This window comes from Flavonifractor sp. An4 (genome assembly GCF_002161755.1).
Classification (GTDB): Bacteria; Bacillota; Clostridia; order Oscillospirales; family Oscillospiraceae; genus Flavonifractor; species Flavonifractor avicola.
On the sequence record NZ_NFIL01000048.1, the window covers coordinates 1 to 15,661 of the forward strand.

General features: G+C 48.9%; 14 protein-coding genes, 2 tRNA genes, 1 other RNA gene and 1 pseudogene. 4 read left to right on the top strand and 14 right to left on the bottom strand.

Going from position 1 to position 15,661, the window contains the following annotated elements; all coding sequences use genetic code 11:
* Window positions 1-107: 107 nt before the first annotated feature.
* A tRNA-Pro gene (locus B5F94_RS14120) sits at window positions 108-183 on the bottom strand.
* A 226-nt stretch (window positions 184-409) separates the two neighbouring features.
* Between B5F94_RS14120 and B5F94_RS14125 the strand changes: the two genes are divergently transcribed.
* Window positions 410-1,312 (top strand): DDE-type integrase/transposase/recombinase, encoded by a 903-nt coding sequence (locus B5F94_RS14125; RefSeq protein WP_242959431.1) that lies wholly within the window; start codon window positions 410-412, stop codon window positions 1,310-1,312.
* 74 nt (window positions 1,313-1,386) lie between these two features.
* Here the strand turns inward: B5F94_RS14125 and B5F94_RS14130 are convergent, their stop codons facing one another.
* From B5F94_RS14130 to ffs, 4 genes are all read right to left on the bottom strand, one after another.
* Window positions 1,387-2,043, bottom strand: coding sequence for a YoaK family protein (locus B5F94_RS14130; RefSeq protein WP_242965686.1), 657 nt, complete (start codon window positions 2,041-2,043; stop codon window positions 1,387-1,389).
* A 79-nt stretch (window positions 2,044-2,122) separates the two neighbouring features.
* Window positions 2,123-2,470 carry a YbaB/EbfC family nucleoid-associated protein gene (locus B5F94_RS14135; protein WP_087331015.1) on the bottom strand — a complete coding sequence of 116 codons (348 nt, stop codon included), beginning with the start codon at window positions 2,468-2,470 and terminating at the stop codon, window positions 2,123-2,125.
* Between the two features lie 14 nt (window positions 2,471-2,484).
* Window positions 2,485-4,191 (bottom strand): DNA polymerase III subunit gamma/tau, encoded by a 1,707-nt coding sequence (dnaX, locus tag B5F94_RS14140; protein WP_087331017.1) that lies wholly within the window; start codon window positions 4,189-4,191, stop codon window positions 2,485-2,487.
* A 95-nt stretch (window positions 4,192-4,286) separates the two neighbouring features.
* An RNA gene (gene ffs, locus B5F94_RS14145) (signal recognition particle sRNA large type) lies at window positions 4,287-4,551 on the bottom strand.
* Between the two features lie 443 nt (window positions 4,552-4,994).
* On the opposite strand from ffs, the gene B5F94_RS14150 reads away from it, so the two are divergent.
* A tRNA-Ala gene (locus B5F94_RS14150) sits at window positions 4,995-5,070 on the top strand.
* A 32-nt stretch (window positions 5,071-5,102) separates the two neighbouring features.
* On the opposite strand, the gene B5F94_RS14155 is transcribed toward B5F94_RS14150, so the two are convergent.
* The 7 genes from B5F94_RS14155 to B5F94_RS14185 all read right to left on the bottom strand — a co-directional run bounded on the left by B5F94_RS14155 (window position 5,103) and on the right by B5F94_RS14185 (window position 12,338).
* The gene (locus tag B5F94_RS14155) at window positions 5,103-6,725 is read right to left on the bottom strand and encodes a recombinase family protein (protein WP_087331019.1); all 1,623 of its coding nucleotides are present in this window, start codon (window positions 6,723-6,725) and stop codon (window positions 5,103-5,105) included.
* 673 nt (window positions 6,726-7,398) lie between these two features.
* A complete protein-coding gene (locus B5F94_RS14160; protein ID WP_087187193.1) occupies window positions 7,399-7,911 on the bottom strand; it encodes an RNA polymerase sigma factor in 513 nt (170 codons plus the stop codon).
* 357 nt (window positions 7,912-8,268) lie between these two features.
* The gene (locus B5F94_RS14165) at window positions 8,269-9,834 is read right to left on the bottom strand and encodes an O-antigen ligase family protein (RefSeq protein ID WP_087331021.1); all 1,566 of its coding nucleotides are present in this window, start codon (window positions 9,832-9,834) and stop codon (window positions 8,269-8,271) included.
* A 95-nt stretch (window positions 9,835-9,929) separates the two neighbouring features.
* Entirely contained in the window at window positions 9,930-10,253 is a 324-nt protein-coding gene (locus tag B5F94_RS14170; RefSeq protein ID WP_087331023.1) for a hypothetical protein, read from the bottom strand.
* Between the two features lie 69 nt (window positions 10,254-10,322).
* Window positions 10,323-10,781, bottom strand: a complete 459-nt coding sequence (locus B5F94_RS14175; protein WP_087331025.1) for a hypothetical protein — start codon at window positions 10,779-10,781, stop codon at window positions 10,323-10,325.
* Entirely contained in the window at window positions 10,778-10,984 is a 207-nt protein-coding gene (locus tag B5F94_RS14180) for a helix-turn-helix transcriptional regulator (RefSeq protein ID WP_087331027.1), read from the bottom strand. The genes B5F94_RS14175 and B5F94_RS14180 overlap by 4 nt, the downstream gene beginning before the upstream one ends.
* Window positions 10,985-11,213: 229 nt before the next feature.
* On the bottom strand, window positions 11,214-12,338 hold the full coding sequence (locus tag B5F94_RS14185; RefSeq protein ID WP_087331028.1) for a hypothetical protein: 1,125 nt from the start codon (window positions 12,336-12,338) through the stop codon (window positions 11,214-11,216).
* A gap of 280 nt (window positions 12,339-12,618) precedes the next feature.
* Here B5F94_RS14185 and B5F94_RS14190 point away from each other — a divergent pair, with 280 nt between their 5' ends.
* Window positions 12,619-12,996, top strand: coding sequence for a hypothetical protein (locus tag B5F94_RS14190; RefSeq protein ID WP_087331030.1), 378 nt, complete (start codon window positions 12,619-12,621; stop codon window positions 12,994-12,996).
* 59 nt (window positions 12,997-13,055) lie between these two features.
* On the opposite strand, the gene B5F94_RS14195 is transcribed toward B5F94_RS14190, so the two are convergent.
* Both B5F94_RS14195 and B5F94_RS14200 read right to left on the bottom strand, forming a co-directional pair.
* On the bottom strand, window positions 13,056-14,189 hold the full coding sequence (locus B5F94_RS14195) for a DNA cytosine methyltransferase (RefSeq protein ID WP_087331031.1): 1,134 nt from the start codon (window positions 14,187-14,189) through the stop codon (window positions 13,056-13,058).
* Window position 14,190: 1 nt separating this feature from the next.
* Window positions 14,191-14,577 (bottom strand): annotated as a pseudogene (locus B5F94_RS14200) (TraE family protein); the annotation flags it as partial.
* Between the two features lie 544 nt (window positions 14,578-15,121).
* Between B5F94_RS14200 and mtnN the strand changes: the two are divergent.
* On the top strand, window positions 15,122-15,661 hold a 540-nt coding region (gene mtnN, locus B5F94_RS16990; RefSeq protein ID WP_242965688.1), incomplete at its 3' end, for a 5'-methylthioadenosine/S-adenosylhomocysteine nucleosidase.

The window sequence follows — 15,661 nt, forward strand, 5'->3', positions numbered from 1 at the left end:
CTTTTGCATCTCCATCTCGGCTGGTGCTCGATTTTTCCCTCTGAAACGGCTGAAACCCTTGCCGCAGCAAGGGTTTCAGGGGTTGCATCTTTTTCAGCAACCTTAGTTGGTCCGAGTGGGGCGACTCGAACGCCCGGTCTCTTGAACCCAAATCAAGCGCGATACCACCTTCGCTACACCCGGATATGTGGTTTACCTGCATAACAGATATCATTATAATATATGCCGCCAAGGATTGCAAGTATCCAATCAAATATGTTATGATGCTCTTTGTAGGACTACAATAGATATTGGACAGAAGGATAAAAAAGGATGAAGGATAAGGCCTCATCGGTTATAGTTGGAGTTGCAGACAACAACTTGACGAGAGGGGGCCATATCCTTCATGAGCAAGAGTATAACACAGGACATGGCATATCGGCAATCCCTGATGAAGTACGCGGAGAAATACGGCGTCAGCCGTGCCAGTCGGAAGTATAACAAAAGCCGATCTTATATCTACTTCTGGCGGGCTCGCTGGGATGGTAGAGCAGAATCCCTGGTCTGCCAGTCCCGGCGGCCCCACAGCCATCCAAACCAGCATACAGAAGCAGAACTAAAACTGATCCGGGATATGCGCCGCCGCAATCCAAATCTGGGTATGGTGGAGCTGTGGCACCGGCTGCGGCAGCGCGGCTACACCCGCCGCCCGGAGAGCCTGTTCCGGGTCATGAAAAAGCTGGGACTGTTCCCACCGAAAGAGAAGAAACCGGCCTACAAGCCAAAGCCCTACCAGCAGATGACCTATCCAGGACAGCGTATCCAGGTGGATGTAAAGGTGGTCCCCCGCCGCTGCATCGCAGACCCTGAGCTGCGCCTATACCAATACACTGCTATTGACGAGTTCACACGCCTGCGCTTCCTGGCTGCCTACTCAGAGCAGTCCACCTTTTCCTCTGCCGATTTTCTGAAGAAGCTGTTCAAGTGGTTTGCCCGCCGTGGAATCCGCGTGGAATGCGTCCAGACGGATAACGGCTTTGAATTTACCAATCGTTTCTCCAACAGCAAGCGGGATCTCCCTACTCTGTTTGAGACCACTGCTGTCCAACTGGGTATTCGCCACAAACTCATCCGCCCCTATACGCCTCGCCACAACGGCAAAGTGGAGCGTAGTCACCGAGAGGATCAGAAACGCTTCTATTCCTGCCACAGCTTTTACTCCCTGGATGACTTCGCCAGACAGCTCGCTGCCCACAACCGCCGCTCTAACAACTTCCCTATGAGGCCCTTAAACTACTCTTCTCCTTCCCAGTTCGCCGTCCAATTTGTTTGACAAACCTACATTTTTTATCTTTTTTTACTTTAGGCAAAATACATACCAAGACTCCGTGTCCAAACACCTTTCTATCAATGGCGCATCAAAAGGAATGCAATCAGCAATGGAACACAGGCAACAGCCACCGTGCAGAGACTTAAAAAGCTGCTGCACCATGCACCCAACGCCGCACCACCAATGAAAAACAGAATGATTCCACCGTACTGTGCGGCCCGCAAAAGTTGATCCTTCTCCCCAGTACGGATAAACTGATACAGACGCTCCGTGCCGCTACGCAGATTACCGGTACACATGGTGGTAGCAAAGGCATTACCGCGGACCTTTCGGAAGCTCTCTACCTGTATGGCACATACAAATGAGACCATGATATTTGCCAGTGCATTCAACTGCTGCGGAAGAAAAGCCACCAGCGCCAACAGGATAATTTCCAAACAAACTGTGACCTGTCGCCAATGAACGACACGTGCTTCCTTCAATCGTTCTTTGATACACTCAGCGGCGATCACACCAGCTGCAAATGCCAGGATGGGCAGCAAATAATGTAGCACACCGCTCCAGTCCCCTTCCACTGCCCGCACACCTAACAAAACAATGTTACCTGTCTGTGCATTGGCAAATACGCCGCCCCTCATCAAATAGGTATAGGTATCCAGCAGGCCACCTGCTACCGCCAACAGCGCACCGATCCGAAATCGTTCCGATGTCTGCAACCCCTTGGCCGTCTCCATGTTCATGTTCCTCCGCTTTCGGGTTCATTGCTTTTAATGGGAAATGGCCGCCCACAGGCGGCCATTTCCCGTTTCAAATTCAGAAGGGCAAGTTCAGGCCGCCGGTCAGCTGCTGCATGGAAGAGGCAGAGTCGTTCTCCGCCGCACGCAGCGCCTCATTCACGGCTGCCACAATCATATCCTGCAGCATCTCCACATCCTCAGGATCTACCGCATCGGGGTCAATAGTAACACTCTCCAGCACGCGCTTGCCGGTCACAGTGGCGCTGACCGCACCACCGCCGGCTGCCGCAGTGTAGGTCTTAGTCTCCAGCTCCTGCTGCATCTTCATCATATCCTGCTGTATCTTCTGGACCTGCTTCATCATGTTCATGTTCATGCCGCCGCCCATGCCGCCAAATCCGCGGCTGTTAAATCCCTTTGCCATAGGTCGCAACTCCTTTATTCTTCAATAATAATGTTGTCAAACTGCTGGCCCATTGCCAACAGATCATCCAGATTATCATGCTCGGCTGGCTGTTGTGCCGCCGGAGCTGTTTTTGGCGGTGCACCCACCTTTACAGTACACCGTACAGCCCGGCCGGTCTGCGCAGCAGCCAGCTTTTCCAACGCTTCCAGCACTGCAGAAGTGCCCACCATGTTTTTGGTAAAATCCGTATCCACCCACAGCGTTAACACACTGTCTTCCAGCAGGCCCTGTACTGCGGACGGATTGCTGAGAAACGGATAGACTGCCGGGAACTTTCCCCGAAGCCCAGCCACCAGCCCTGGCCACAAATCACCAGATAACGCCGCCATAACCGGGGTATCGGCAGGCTTCTTCTCCACCCGAGAAACAGGCGCTGGGGCAGGCTCCGATTCTGCTTGATAAGCGATACGCTCCCCGGGTTCCTCTGGCAGCGGGGGGCGCTCCTCTTCCCAGGGTGGGGTATCTTTCTGACTACTCCGGCTATCCGGCACCTTTTTCTGCGGTACAGGCGGTACCGCACAGGCGGTAGGTATCCCACCTGCCAGTAGTTCCTCTACTCTGGACAGACGGGCATTGATTCCCGCCATACTCTCATCCAGCACCGGATCACAGAGACGGATCAGACAGAGCTCAGCATCTGTGCGGCGGTTGCCGCTGCGGGACAGGTCGGCAATGGTAGACTGGAGCACACCCAGCATCTGGGCCAGCCGGGGCGTTTGAAACAGATTGGACAGCCGCCGCATGGTATTCTCATCGTAGCCACCAGTCAGCAGTGCTGCTCCACCCTTGGGGGCCGTCTTTCGTACCAGAAGATCCCTTGTCAGGGCAGACAGCTCACCCAGCAGGCTCCCTACTTCCTTGCCGGCACCATACAGTCTGGCCAGGGTCTCCAGGGCAGCAGCGGTATCACCGGCTCCGATCTGCTCCATCAGGTGGGCTGTCTCCAGGTTCCCAGCCAACCCCAAGGCGTCCAGCACCTCCTGAACACCGATAGGGCCGTCCGGTATCGCGCACTGGTCTAGCAGGGACAGGGCGTCACGCAGTCCACCGTCCGCCAGCCGGGCCAGTAATTCCGCGCCCTCTCCTCTCAGCTCCAGACCCTCTTGGCGCGCCACATAGGCCAGCCGGGCAGCGATATCGCCGGGCAGAATGCGCTTGAAGGAGAACTGCTGACAGCGGGACTTGATGGTAGCCGGCACTTTATGCAGCTCCGTAGTGGCCAAAATAAACATCAGATGGGCAGGAGGCTCTTCCAGGATCTTCAGCAACGCGTTGAATGCCGCGGTAGAGAGCATATGGACCTCGTCCACAATGTACACCCGTTTCCGCACCGCCGCTGGAGTATATACCGCCTCATCCCGCAGGGCACGAACCTGGTCCACGCCGTTGTTGGAGGCCGCATCCAGCTCCAATACATCCAAAATAGAGCCGTTCTCAATGCCCAGGCAGGACGGGCACTGGTTGCAGGGGTTCCCGTTGACCGGGTGCTCACAGTTGACCGCCCGGGACAGGATTTTGGCACAGGTAGTCTTGCCTGTGCCTCTGGTACCTGTAAACAAATAGGCGTGAGAGAGTCGTCCGGTCTCCACCTGCCGCTTCAACGTATCGGTGATATGGGCCTGACCCACCACGTCGTCAAAGGTACGGGGCCGCCATTTTCGGTATAAAGCCTGATACACGCCGGTCACCTCGTCATAAAAGTGAAAAAGAGGGGCGGAGGATGCGGAAAGCCGCGTCGCTTCGCCCCTCCTTGTACATCCGGTTCATGGCAAGACCGCACACCGACCTTTGGAATCAGCGCTATGCCCGTTACCCTGGCAGCCGGCTCAGGAGCGGGAACCCCGCGGCACAGATCGCGGTCCGCTTAGTGCTGCTCGGTTCCCCGCCTGACACGGTTCACGGGGCGACCTTGCGCGGGACCGATCCATCATCACTACTTACCGGGGTCAGACGACACAACGCAGATCCGGGGGCCGGGATTCATCCCTGCTGTAGCGGGTTGCAGGTACAGGGCACCGCTAACTCCCCGACTAGTGCGGCCTTGCCTTGGACCGGACGCATCAGCGCCGTCCGCTGGAAGGCTGTATTTGATATCATACATCATTTCCGACCATTTATCAATATCACTTTTTAGTTTTTTTCAAAAACCTCTTTACAACCGGTTTAATTATGCTATAATACTGGAGTGTTGAGTAAACACACTTTAATAATATAGGCCTATAGCTCAGCTGGGAGCGCAAAGGGTTCGGTTTTCTGCCTCATCTATAATTTCATATTGCTTTATTCTTCTGTTCCCCTTTTGGAACTGTTGATTTGGGCCCATAGCTCAGCTGGGAGAGCACGCGGGCCAGTTATATGCCCCCTCTTTTGGGCCGGTGGCTCACATGGCTCCCATCCGGTTCACATCCCCTTTTATTAAAACTTCATACCATCATATATTTGGTCCGGTAACTCGCTTGGCAGTCAACCGTGACAGATATATGGGCCCATAGCTCAGCTGGGAGAGCGTTCGGTTCGCATCCGAGAGGTCGAGGGTTCGAATCCCTTTGGGTCCACCAAAGACAGGCTTGTTCGTGCAAGCCTGTCTTTTTTATGCCGTGATATATACCAAAGGCTGCTCACTTGTTCCCTGATCCTGGCACTCTGTTGCCATTGTGCGGAACTCCTCAAAGGAGACATTAAATTCAATCTCCAGTGTGTAATCTCGATAGACATAAACAGATTTGATAAACTGGGAAATAATCATCTTCTTGGCAGCAAAGTTACAGTTGTCATAGAGGTCAGCCCAGGTCTTTATCTTCTCATACTCTTTCCGCTCTACATCAGCGTTCGCAAGATGAATGTCCAGTTCTTCCCTCGCTGCCTCCACCGCGGCCTCAAGCTCTGTTACCTCGGCCTTCGCCTTGCTGACAAGTTCGTTCAGAAACTCCATATCAAACTTGCTCTGCCCGCGAATGACCTTGATTCCTTCGTTTTGGTAATCAACCAGTTCTCTTTGCTTTTCTGCTAACTGCACCGTTGCCAGATGGTGTCTTGCTTTTGCCAATTCGATGGCTTTCTGGTTCTGTTTCGCAACAATATCTTCCCCGGACGCGGCACTGATTTTAGAAAGCTGATAGCGCACGATCCGGTCTATAATCCCATCCAATTTCTTTACTCCATAGCCTGACTGTCCATCACATTCTCCCGGATGACGGACATTATAGTGACACTGATACCTGGCGCGAACATCATGGTAAATACTTCCGTCCTTTCGCACCCGGTTTCTGCCTCCAGTGGTTAAAGTCAGCCGATTTTTACAATGGCCGCAAAAAATATTCCCTACCAGGAGAGATTGTCCTTTCAGGTTCAATGGGGTTTCTGCATGGTGTGTCGTTCTGTCAGACATGATTTTCTGTGCCCGGTCAAAGGTCTCCTGGTCTATAATCTGTAATTCTGGAATAAATGCCGACTGTGCATCCCCATTCCGTATTACTCCCGTATAGATAGGGTTCTTAATGATACGGTTGATGGAGGTATTCGGAAAGTTCTTTCCGTTAGGCTTGCGGATTTTCTTTTCTTCCAGATATCGGGAAAGACGCTGGGCACCATATCCCTCGTTCACATACTTGTGAAAAATCAGTTGAATGATTTTCGCGGCATCTTCGTCTACCGCCAAATCAAAGACTTCTTTGTTCCGCTTATTGGTACGGCCTCGCTTATCCAGGCGATAGCCATACGCAATAGAGCCGCCTGTATAAAAGCCGCTCTCTGTAAGCTGCTCCAGCCGGGTCTTGGTGCGTACAGAAGTCTTGATACTCTCACCCGACGCTTGCCAGTAGCGTATGTAGTTCAACAGCTTATCTACATGATTGTCAAACCGCTGCTGTCCCTCTGTTGCACTCCAAACTTCAATTCCATTTCGCACAAACCACTCAACAATGAACGGAGTTTCATCATCCTTGCGGCCCAGGCGGTCAAACATATAGACCAAAAGAATATCAAACTTTCCCTCTACCGCGTCACGCTGAAGCTCCTGGATGGCGTCTCTTTCTTTTGCAGATTTCTTAAAGCCGGAAACGCCTTTCTCGTACACTTCCTTTTCAAGTTTCCAATTAGGGTGTTCTGCAATAAAAGCCCGGCAAAACTCTCTCTGCATAGGAATGTCGTTTTTCTCAACCTGTCCTACCGTAGATACACGATAAAGGCAATCGACTCGCACTACATTTTCCATAACATACACCTCATTCGCTATGGGAACAGTGTATGTATCCTTGTTTTCTCTATTTCTCTATCTATTTGTCAAGGTACACTTCACACTATTATTATAGCATTTTTTAGTCGTTTTTGCAAGAAATAGAGTATTTTTTGTCAAGAAAGTTCTGATTTACAAGGGTGCCTTTCACCTTGTCCATTACACCGGGGACAGGCTTTTCTGCATACCGCATAATTACAGTGCAGCCATCAATCGTGATTACTTCACTCGGAAATTGTTTTGTCTCCAAAGGTTTCATATTCTTCTCCCATCTTTTGCGTCTCACGGTGAGACGCAAAAAGCCATATCATTCGGAGTGTCCATTGATAGGTGCAAGTAAGGATAGACAAGCCAGCGGCGGGTGGCAACCGCTCCATAGGCAATAAACCTCCCCCCATTCCCGTGGGCGGGGCGTCCTACGCTGTGACGCATAGCCGACGCAAGTAGCATGATCCCGTATTTGTGTCATGGCCTGCGGCTTTGCCAAACCGTGTTACGCTGCTGGTGTGGATCGCTCCTTTCTGCCGGAGCTGTCACCTCCTTTCCCGGCAGAAGATCCCGGCGCACCCAGCGTTTGGCTCAACAGAATACGGCAAGTAACTGGCTCGTCCTATTCAGTTGTCAGAAAGATCGAAGGAATAAAACTCGTCCTTCACTTACCGCCGTTTTTGGTTCCGTTCTGCACCCACCTTTCCAAAAATTTTTTTAGAATTTTTTTGGCTGCCAATATTCTCTTGGATATATTCTGGTGTTTGACCTTCTCTTGCGCCGCAATTTCCTTTATGGTCAGGCCCTCCACACAGTAGAGCCAAAGACGGCGGCGTTGAGGCGCAGTCAGGCAGGCATCCAGGCCCTCGGCCAACAGGCGGCATAGGCGGGCCCGCTCCTCCTGGTCGTATTGATCCATGACTTCCGTTTCGGCAGAGAGCACCGCAAAGGATAGTTCAGCCAGTCCTTCCAGTGAAATTGTCCGGTTACTGTGCCGGTGATCCGCTTTCTCAATCGCGTGGTAGTTTTCATCAGACCAGCGTTTCCATTTTTCAAACTCCTCCGCACTGGAGAAGTCGGCACGGGTCAGGCGGATATGTATTCCGGTGGCGCTTTTGCATACGATGGCGTCCGGGTCCTTCTTATTCAGAGCATAGTCACTATTGCGGTCAAACATATTGGCTCCTCCTTTAATTTTCGTTGATTCGTGGATGGTCAACGAAAATCGGGAGGAGAGCGGCAGGAATATCTTTTTCCGCCAAAATGCAAAAATTTTTCTAAGTTTTCAATGGTTTTTCCGGGCCGGGATAGGTCAGTGTAAAAATCATATCCATACCTCGACACTTCATCCCAATATCTTCCAGAATTTTCTGGGGGATACTCGGATAACTTGTCGAGAAATAAATGAGGCGCAGACAACCGGTTGGTTGTCTGCGCCTTTGTTACGGCATATATGTAATTAGGCGGCGATTTGCCTGTGTGATGAATTAGGTTAAAAGGGATTGCACTTCATTTCTATCCCTCAATTCCTTAGTTATCTAATATCCCTCTTTGCCAATTTGGCAGCAGTAGCAATTACACCAAAAAGGAAAAAGTACACGAACATTACCCGAGGATAGAACCATATATATTCCAGCATACCAATTCCTGAAATAGCGCAGAGCGCGCCTACACCAGCAGCCAAAATATTCCTAGCTTCTTTATTGGTGCTAGAGTAGAACGTCTTTACACCTATTTTGAGCTGATATATCACCGATGCAAGAAAAGTAATTACTCCCCCAAAACCTAGCTCAACCCATATTTGAAGATAATGATTATGAGTATGGATAGGGTAATTCCCATCAAACATAGGCGGATAATGTTGGAATACCTCCGTCATAACGTCAGTGCCAAGCCCTATACCTCGCATACCATAGTCGCGGATAAGATAGACAGTTTCTTCATAAATGCTAAAACGGTACTGAAGTGAGCTATCTTCAAAATTTCCAATCGTAAGAATACGATTCATTATACTTTCAGGCAGTAAAGGTAGCGCAAGCAATCCCACCAAAAAGAAAATAGGCAGAAATCTCCAATTCATCATTGCCAGAAATATCATTACCGCCATGCCAAGTCCAACCCAACCAGTACGAAAGTAAGTAAGGCCAATAGCGATAAAACAAATTGCCATAGAAATAAACACTAGAGTTCTGCCTATCCATGTCTTGGAATTAAGTAGCAATGCCAATGTAAAGGGCATAAGCATAACCAGTATTTCTCCAAAGGCATTTGGGTTATCAAAAAAGGAATATACTCGTCCAGGCATCCCAGGGTTGAGTGCCATATCTTGTTGTGAAGGATTGACCTCAACTCCCTGCCAGCCCTGATAACAACCATAAAGGGAGGCGATCACTAGCCCAATCAAAACGATAATTAGCATAAGCTGAAGCTGTTTTGTACTTTGGATTGTATTAACTAACATGATAGTAACAAGAAAAGCTATCACATAGAAAACTAAGAATCGTAATGAAAGGCTGTTTTTGAGCCCCTGCATAAAACCGTTAGTAAAATCTGTTCCTAAACTACTAAAAAAACCATATAAAACTAATCCCATAAATAACAAAAAATAGGGACCTAATGTAGCGAGTTCTAACCGACAATCTGGCCTTGCCATCGAGCCTACAAGAAACAGTAGCAGAATTAAAATCATGATACATAGGGCATAGAGGTTATTCCAGTTTCTATGAGGAACAATGAGCATAACAAGCATGAAAATGCCCAGCAAAAGATAACTTGAGGCTCCTATTGCTGAAACCACACGGAAGGTAATACTATTGCGAAAATAATTGCTTCCAATCTTGTAAATTCTTTGAACAAACGTTATTGGCAAATTAACAATCAATATAAGGACATGATAGGTAATGCTGCTAGACAAGCGTTTTGGAAGAATCCCTTCACGCCATACTAATTGACAGAACCAGCTTCCAGTTATGTTACGGCTCAACGCAAGGCCAAATTGTACAAATATTTTCCTCAATACACTATCTTTCCAAATGCTACACAATAAACTCCAACAGGTAATAAAGAAGCACCCTATGACACTATTTTGTATAATTTTCATAATGAGACTCCACTTGGATCAGATCTTTAGACACAATCAAAACCAATTTTGGAGAAAAACCTTCCTGGCCGGAAGATAGCTTCGCCTTGGCTTCCTCATACCGCATTATCCTTTTTTTTGCGAACAATTCTAAATATTCCAATGAACATAAACAGCATACTACAAGCCCAGCAGACTCCAGCAAGTCCAACCCGTAAAGAACATTCTTCCGTCAACATTGGATGATTATCTGGAACAGTAATAAGCCCAAATAAATACTTAAATGTCAGGATTAAAAATATCAGTTGTACAACAAAAAATAATAGGTTCAGGTTATGAGAACGAATAAAGAGCACTAATAACGCAATAAAAGATAGTATTGCTACGACAGTAAAACCGACGAGGAGGAATAGTGGCACCTCGGCTTCAAATGCAATCATAAAAATACTCCTTTCGTTTATTTACCAAATCATATAATATTCATACAGAATAAGTAATCTATTGTATATTTACTGCTTGTACCACTTTATCAAATAAATTAGGTTAACGAGCAGAAAAACAGACCAATGAGTAACTACAAGAAACGATATCGTCTCAACTGCGTAGTTTGCATCGTTCAGAACCATGAAAAAGGCTGTGGGAAACAACAGCAAAAGTACGATACCTGTTGCGATAAAACTCGTTGCTAAAATGCCGGTTTGATATTCATCATACTTCTTTTTCCGAATCAGCGACAACACAAGTATGCAGAGTGTGACAAGCAGATAAATATAGCCGATATACTTGAGATTGCCTTGTCTCAAAAATACAGTCCAGCCATTCCAAAATGCACTGCTCAATGACTGTCTGTGATCAAGCATGCCTAGAAATTCATCGTGGCCGCTTGTAATGATGAATATTGCTGCATAGAAAACAGATATGATAGTGATGACGGCAGCATTGATATACGGATTTTGCAGTAGCTTCATTTTCTTTTCCCCCCTTCAAAATCAAATAATTCTTCTATACTTAAATCAAAGAGTTTCGCAAGATCATACGCCAACCAAATAGAAGGATCAAATTTTCCTGTTTCAATGGCGTTGATTGCTTGCCGAGAAACCCCTACCTTTTCCCCTACTTCTTTTTGTGTCAGCCTTTTGGTCTCACGCATTTCTTTCAGTCTGTTTTTCAAAAAAGTGCCTCCTCGTATGTCAAGCCAACCTGACACAATAGTTATACAGTAAATTGTATGTCGTGTCAAGTAAACCTTACTTCAACCACATATAAATAGGTAAGTCTTGGTTATTTGCTACAAAGATTGAAATCCCCACACAGGCTTTCGGCGCATCCATGGAAACTATGTTTAAGATTGTGAAAGTGCTGGAATTCCGGTATTCAAATTATATGAAGATTAAAAAAACTCACGGTGAGACCTCATTCCGACAGGAATTGCGTCTCACCGTGAGATTTATTTTATTCCCCGTAATACAAGGGGCGCCCAATGGAGGTAAAGCCCTCCAGGCCGGTGATAATGGAATGGCGTCTCTGGATGGCTCATTGGAAAAGAAGATCCCAAACGGAGAGGCCAGAAGTGCCGCAATCAAGGCCATGACTGCCAGCGCCGCTACCAAAACCACGCCGCCTACCAAAGATACCAACGCACTGACAAGTGCTGCCACCGCTTTTGTCACTGCAACAGCGGCCTTTCTGGAAAGTTCCGCGGCAGCCTTAGCCGTCTGCTTGGATTTTTGCAGCATACTCCGCTGGGCGGCGGTCTGTGCCTTCCGGCGAGCACGCTCCATTACTTGCTTGGCTGCGGGCGTCCCTGCGGTCTTTCGGGCAGTTGTTTTGACCGCATTCGTTGATACCTGGGCGGATTTGTCCATAGCTTTTCGTGTCTTGGGTGTAAACGCCCCACCGAACGGCTTTTCTTTTGGCCCGGAGGAGCGCCGGGGGCGCTCCTTGATGGATGGATTGATGGATTGATTTCCGGGAGAGCGTTCCTTTTTTGTGGTGTATGTATTTTGGGGAGTACCGCCATAATGAGGGACTTCCCGGAATTGGCCGTTCTTTGGATGATCGGTTCTGACGGAGCGTTCCAACTTCTCCATGGTCTGTTGTTTCATCTGGGTCTCCGGGGTAAGCTGTGATCCATTGTGTAAGCTGTCCGGGGTATTGGGATAAATGGTTTTCCCATCTCTCAATGTATCATTGGCAGATGGGACCATATCTGTTCTCTCCTTGGGATGGCGGCCGCTTTCTTTGATTTGTTCCTTCCGGACCTTGGGACGGTGCGCCGGGTACAGCAGTCGATCAACTGCCTTTTCGGCTCGGTATCCCACTTCTTCCACAGCGTCCATCCCCGCCTGAACACTCTGTTCAGCCGCCTGGGTGTCAGGTGTTGCGGTGCTGCTATTGTCCCGTTGACGCTCCACCAGCCTACGGCGAAATTTGGCGGTTATTTGCCGCAGGGGGCCTTTTGGTTTCCACTCTTTGCCAGTGCGCTTGATTTTATTATCAGAACTACGTTCTTTTAACTTAGGCATGATCCACCCCTTTCTTTTGGACTATTCAATGTTGCTAGACGATATCTCGGATATTTTTCATTTTTGTTATGGTTGGTTGCTCCCTTTGAATAAAGAAAAGAGTGATTGTGGAAGTCACTCTTTTCCTGTTAGTTTATCTTGCCCTATCGCCTACAATTCTGGTCAAGTATTAAATGCTTTTGTATTATCCTTTGCATCATTTAACTGGATATGTTATAATTTGTAACCTAATAGTTAATCATTCAAAACCTAATCTACTGTATAGAAAGGATTATATTTAATGAAATTCGAGATGATAAATTCATTTGGTCACCCAGTTCAGTTTATGGATTATTTTCTTTTTTTTACATTTGTTTTAATGCTCTATAACTGCATCTGTATGCTTATGGTGTTTGGGAAACGACAAACAAAAACTGGTTGTCCAGTTCGTCTATTTGTGAATTCAACCATTGTTTTTTTACTTCATTTGCTTATTTGTGGTTATGCTTGGCAGTATTCCATGTGGATAGAGGCAGAACCATGTACTGATATTATTGCACAGATTGGAGTTATGACTTGGCTGTTTGTAACGCCAATTCTATACTTCATTATCATAGTCGCTTTTGCCGTTTTGTGTATTTATTTATTTATCGAATGGAGAAAACTCGATAAATTATAAATAAGTACATATTATTCCATATTAACTCGCAGTCAACAGGACGAGGTTCTTTTAGTCCTTTATTTCGTCTCACGATGATATCTGGCTTTATCTTTGTCCAGCACCTCCGCAATACCCGCCATGAGATAATCGGCACAGGGTAGCGCAATAGAGTTGCCTAGGGCACGATACCGTTGAGTGGAGCTGATGGGCTTGCCGTCTGCGCCGTACTCCGTCCAACCCTCCGGCAATCCCATCATGCGCTCGGTCTCCCGTTCCGTAGGGAAACGGATGCACCCCCCAAAAGGATCATCCTCAAACCAGAAGGCAAAGGGCGTGACCACCCCAGCTAAAACAGTGGGAAAAGGGTCAGTTGGAAACCCAAAGCTGTCTCGGAATTGGACGTGTTCCTGCTTTTTGGATGCCCCCCGCATACGGAACAGTTGAAAGGGTCGGAGGATGGGTAAGCGCCCCCCTGTTTCAAGAAAAGGGCCTCGATTTCCGGCGGAGGCGGACAACCCGCCCGCTGGGCCAGTTTCAGAAAGTAGGAACATTGGGCGGGGCTTAAACAGTATTTCGTGAGCACGCTGCCCTCCAAAATCTGCCACGAGAAAGATACGCTGCCGTCGTGCCAGGCGGGGGCTTGCCCAATATTGGGCGTCCATAAGCCGCCAGGCCAGATCGGGACATCTCCCTCGCACCATTCCGGCATTTGCCCATCGACCAGAGGGAGGAACTGAAAACGGGGCGTCTTGGAAGGATCGGAGCACGGCCAGAAAATCCAGCCGGTCATTTGATGAAAGAGCTCCCATGACGTTTTCCCAAAGAGCGATAATTGGAAATTGACCTCCAGTGGCACACCTCATTTCTTTGATAATTCGGATTGCATGATGAAACAAACTTGATTTGGCTCCAGCCAAACCGGAACGGTCTCCGATTTGAGACAAGTTTTGGCACGGGGAGCCAAAGGTAAGAATGTGGACGGCGGGGATCTGCCCGCCGTCCATCTTTGTTATATCCCCCAAGTGCTCCATCTCCGGGAAATGCCGCCGGGTGATGGAGATGGGGGCTTTTTCAATTTCGCTGGCCCAGAGCGGCACGATCCCGTGACGGCTGGCCGCCAGTGGAAATACTCCAATCCCGTCAAACAAACTGCCCAGGGTCAGCGGCGGCTCGTTTTGCGTCTCACGGTGAGACGTGATTTCCAGCGCCATATCAGTTTTCTCCCGGTGTGGTGGACATGAGCCGATAGAGCTCGGTATCCTTGGGAATGGAGTTGTTGAATGGGACCAGGGAGCCGCCCATCTTCAACAGGCCGTGTCCGGGCTCCGCATTGGTGATGTAGCCCATCTGTGTATCGGAGATATGAAGGAGCTTGCCCAGCTCCGCCCGGTCGGTGGCCGCCTGATTGAACAGCAGGAGAAATTCAGAGTTTGCCAGCATGAGCCGGGCCGTTTCGGACTTTAAGCACTCCTCCACATTCTGGGTCGCCGCCGTCATAATGCCTGCGTACTTTCTGAACCGTTTCCAGGCGCGGTACAGAAACTCGCCGGAATAATGGTACTTGAAATACAGATACACTTCGTCCAGGAACACCCAGGTGTAAAGGGAACCGTCCGGCCTGCGTTCCAGCGGCGGCAAGTCTTTATAGGGGTTATCTCTCATGCGTTCCCTCCATTTTGCTTTCCGTTGCCGTTCTCCCCGAAAAGGTTTCTTGCCCCATGCCTGCGGCGTGTTCCCAACAGGGGCCCCCGCAAAGTCGTCAGACTTTGTGGGGAGAGGAGCCGCAGCGGAGCGAGTGAGCTTTCGCCCTCTGGCGGAAGCGAATGATACGCAGCTTGCGGCGACGAGGCACGCTCCCCGCAACTTCGGGACAACTTGTCCCGAAGTGACCTCTGGACAAAGTGTCCAGAAGCTGGCTCCTTGCAGTGCTTCCCCAGCCGGGGTATTCCTTTTTGGACGGTCATTCTGTTTTCAAGGTGCTGTCCATCGATGAACTACCCTAAGTCTACACCTAAATGACCGCCCGTCCCGTATATCCGAAAGGTAGGAAATCGGCTTAAAAAACAGGCTATTTCCGTGCTCTCGGAATTATGGTAAAATAAACATAAAAATTGGCTTTCAAGCCATAGGAGGACAATAATCTATGAAAATCGGAATTTTATGTGCGGGTGACGAAGAACTCGCCCCATTTTTGCCCTTGATAAGCAACTGTAAGATAACGGAAAAAGCTATGCTGAAATTCCATGCTGGACAGATTGATAGTGTAGAAGTTGTCGCCCTGTTTTCCGGCGTGTGCAAAGTAAATGCCGCCATAGCCGCTCAGCTTTTGATAGATGTATTTTGCGTGGATATAATTATCAATTCAGGGACAGCGGGCGGTATGGAGCCAGAACTTGAAATATTCGATACAGTTATCTCCACAGAAGTTTGTTACCACGATGTACACCGCCCAGATCAATGCGCTCCAGGCTCAGCTGGCCCAGCAGGCGGTCTTCAACGCTACCATCAACGGCACTGTGACCTGTATGCAGGGCCAGCTGTCCGCAATCACCAAGACTGTGGTGCCCAACACCAGCGTGTGCCCCGGTTGGGGATCCGTCAACGTGACCCCGGCGACTACCACCACTACTACTCCCGCCGCCTGAAGGGCGGTTCCGGTCTCGGCGTTCGCCCTGACAGCAGA